This is a genomic window from Microbacterium kribbense (assembly GCF_039537285.1).
In the GTDB taxonomy this organism is placed as follows: domain Bacteria; phylum Actinomycetota; class Actinomycetes; order Actinomycetales; family Microbacteriaceae; genus Microbacterium; species Microbacterium kribbense.
The window spans coordinates 1-2,386 of sequence record NZ_BAABAF010000020.1; the positions used below are offsets into that span (position 1 = coordinate 1).

2 protein-coding genes are annotated in these 2,386 nt (G+C 70.1%); both read right to left on the reverse strand.

Annotation, left to right across the window (positions count from 1 at the left end):
* Positions 1-83 precede the first annotated feature (83 nt).
* The gene (gene istB, locus ABD705_RS15980; RefSeq protein WP_344785390.1) at positions 84-815 is read right to left on the reverse strand and encodes an IS21-like element helper ATPase IstB; all 732 of its coding nucleotides are present in this window, start codon (positions 813-815) and stop codon (positions 84-86) included.
* The gene (istA, locus tag ABD705_RS15985; RefSeq protein ID WP_344785392.1) at positions 812-2,272 is read right to left on the reverse strand and encodes an IS21 family transposase; all 1,461 of its coding nucleotides are present in this window, start codon (positions 2,270-2,272) and stop codon (positions 812-814) included. Before istA ends, istB begins: the two co-directional genes overlap by 4 nt.
* Positions 2,273-2,386: the final 114 nt, after the last annotated feature.

Below are 2,386 nucleotides of genomic sequence, written 5' to 3' on the forward strand. Positions count from 1 at the left end.
TGTGTTCCGTCAAGTGGATGTCGGCCGTTTGAGCGGTAAGAATCCGGCCATTGTGGCGGGGTTTCCGGCCGTGTGAGCGGGGTTCAGGCCATGAGGGCGTGTTGGACGCGCCAGGAGTCGCCGTGGAAGTGGAGCAGGCGGCCGTGGTGGACGAGCCGGTCGATGATCGCGGCGGCCATGGTGTCGTCGCCGAACACGGCTCCCCAGCGGGAGAACTCGAGGTTCGTGGTGATGATCAGGCTGTGGTGTTCGTACGCGTTCGAGATGACCTGGAACAGCAGGCGTGCGCCTTCGGGGTCGATGGGCAGGTAGCCCAGTTCGTCGATCGCGACCAGACGGTTACGGGCGATGGCCGCCAGGGCGCGGTCGAGCCGGCCGGCGTGGCTGGCGTCGCGCAGGTGGGCGATCAGGCTGCTGGCGGTGAAGTACCGGGCGGGGTCCCCGGCCTGGCAGGTCGCGGCGGTCAGAGCGCAGGCCAGATGCGTTTTCCCGGTGCCGACGTCGCCGTAGCAGACCAGGTCCTCGCCGTCGTCTTCCCAGGCCAAGCCGGCCAGCTGGTGCCGGTCGAATCCGTCGGGGAACCGGATCGCGCCCCAGTCGTAGCCGTCCAGAGATTTCAGCGCGGGAAGGCCCGCTGCTTTGAGGAGTCGGACCCGGCGGGAGTGCTGCCGTGAGGCGTGTTCGGCTGTGAGTAGACCCAGCAGGTAGTCGCGTTGTTTCGGGGTGCCGCGGCGTGCCCAGTCGGCGAGGATGGAGCCGGTCAGGGGCACGTTCCTGCCCTCGTCGATGATCTCCTGCACGCTCGCGCCGGTCATGCCGGCACCTGCTCGGTGGTGGCCTGTCTGCCCAGGCGGTCGTAGATGGTCAGGTCCGCGGCGCCGGGGTCGGGTTCCACGCCCGCGGCCAGGCGCCTGGCGAGCATGCCGACCGTGTCGGCGTGGGGCGTGTGGCCGCGGGCCAGGATCGTGTCCGCGGCTTGGATGGCGCAGGCGAAGCCCGCAGAGCGGGTGGCCAGGTCCAGGACGGCCAGCCCGTCGCGTCGGTCGCGGGGGGAGGCCCGGTCGAGCCAGTCGCGGACCGGGTCGGTGACGTGGCGGCGGACGGGTGATTCGCTCCACGCTCCGGGCTTTCGTGCCAGCGCGGGCAGCAGCACCGACGGGTCCAGGACCGTGTCAGCGTGCGCGCCGAACACGCGCGGCAAGGTGACGGCGGGACGGGCGTTCTCGTCCAGGATCTGGACCCGGTCGTGACGCAGCCCGACAGTGACCCGCCGGAGCGAGTAGGCGGGCCCGGCCGTGTAGGCGACGCCGTCGATGCGCACCGTGCCGGTCTTATCCGCGGTGCGGGCCTCGTAGCGCACCGGATCGAACCGTGCCCCCGGCAGCGCGAGGCCTGCAGCCTTGTCCCGGGCGAACAGCACGCGCACGGGCTGATGCTTGCGCCAGTGATCGGCCTCGCCCAGCCGGTCGCAACGGGCCAACAGCATCCGGTTCAGCCCGGCAAGGCCAGCCGCTTCCGGCTCCGGGACCATCAGGTTCCGGCGCAGGAACCCGACCGCGTTCTCCACGCTGCCCTTCTCGTTACCCGAATACGGGTTGCAGTAGCGGGCCCGGCACCGGTAATGCAGCTTGAACGCGGCGAACAGGGCCGACTCCGTGACCTCCTGTCCACGGCGGCGGCCGATCCCGGTCGCGTTGTCGAACACGAGCTCGCGTGGCACGAACCCGACGTGCTCGAAGACCGTGCGCAACCCATGACACACGCACTCGGCCGTCTCGCCCTGATAGCCCTGCGCGTAGCGGGCGTTCGAGAACGGGAACGTGACCACGAGCATGTGCAGCCGGGCCCGTGCCCCGTCCAGGATCACGTCGGCCTGCCCGAAATCGACCTGCGCCGCGCCGGGATCCCACGCCAACTCCAAGAACCCGTCGCCACCGGTGCGGTGCGCGGCCCGCCACGCCTTCACGTGCCGCTGCACCGGCGAGTACGACCCCGGGTAGCCGCGCTCGGCCACCAGCCGGTCGAACACCCGCTTCGCGGTGTGACGCTGCTTGCGCGGCCGCGCCCGATCCTCCTCCAGCCAGCCGTCGATCACGTCTGTGAACCCCGCCACGACAGACCCTCCCGGACGTCGCCGCACGATCGGCGGGGTCGGACTGTAATCGGTCTGCCCGGTGTACTTGACCACCGAGTCCCGACTGACTCCCAGCCGGCGGGCGATCTGCCTGCCCGCCACTCCCTCCGCGTCCAACCGGCGGATCTCTTCCTGCACCTGCGTACTCACTGTCATCTGCTTCCCGGTTTCGTTACGTGGGTGCGGCGCGTGCCGCCCCCACGTAACGGAACCTATCCAGAATGGCCGGATTCTTGTTGCTCAAACGGCCGG

Coding starts and splice junctions, on each gene's coding strand:
- istB (WP_344785390.1), bottom strand. CDS start 815: ATGACCGGCGCGAGCGTGCAGGAGATCATCGACGAGGGCAGGAACGTG.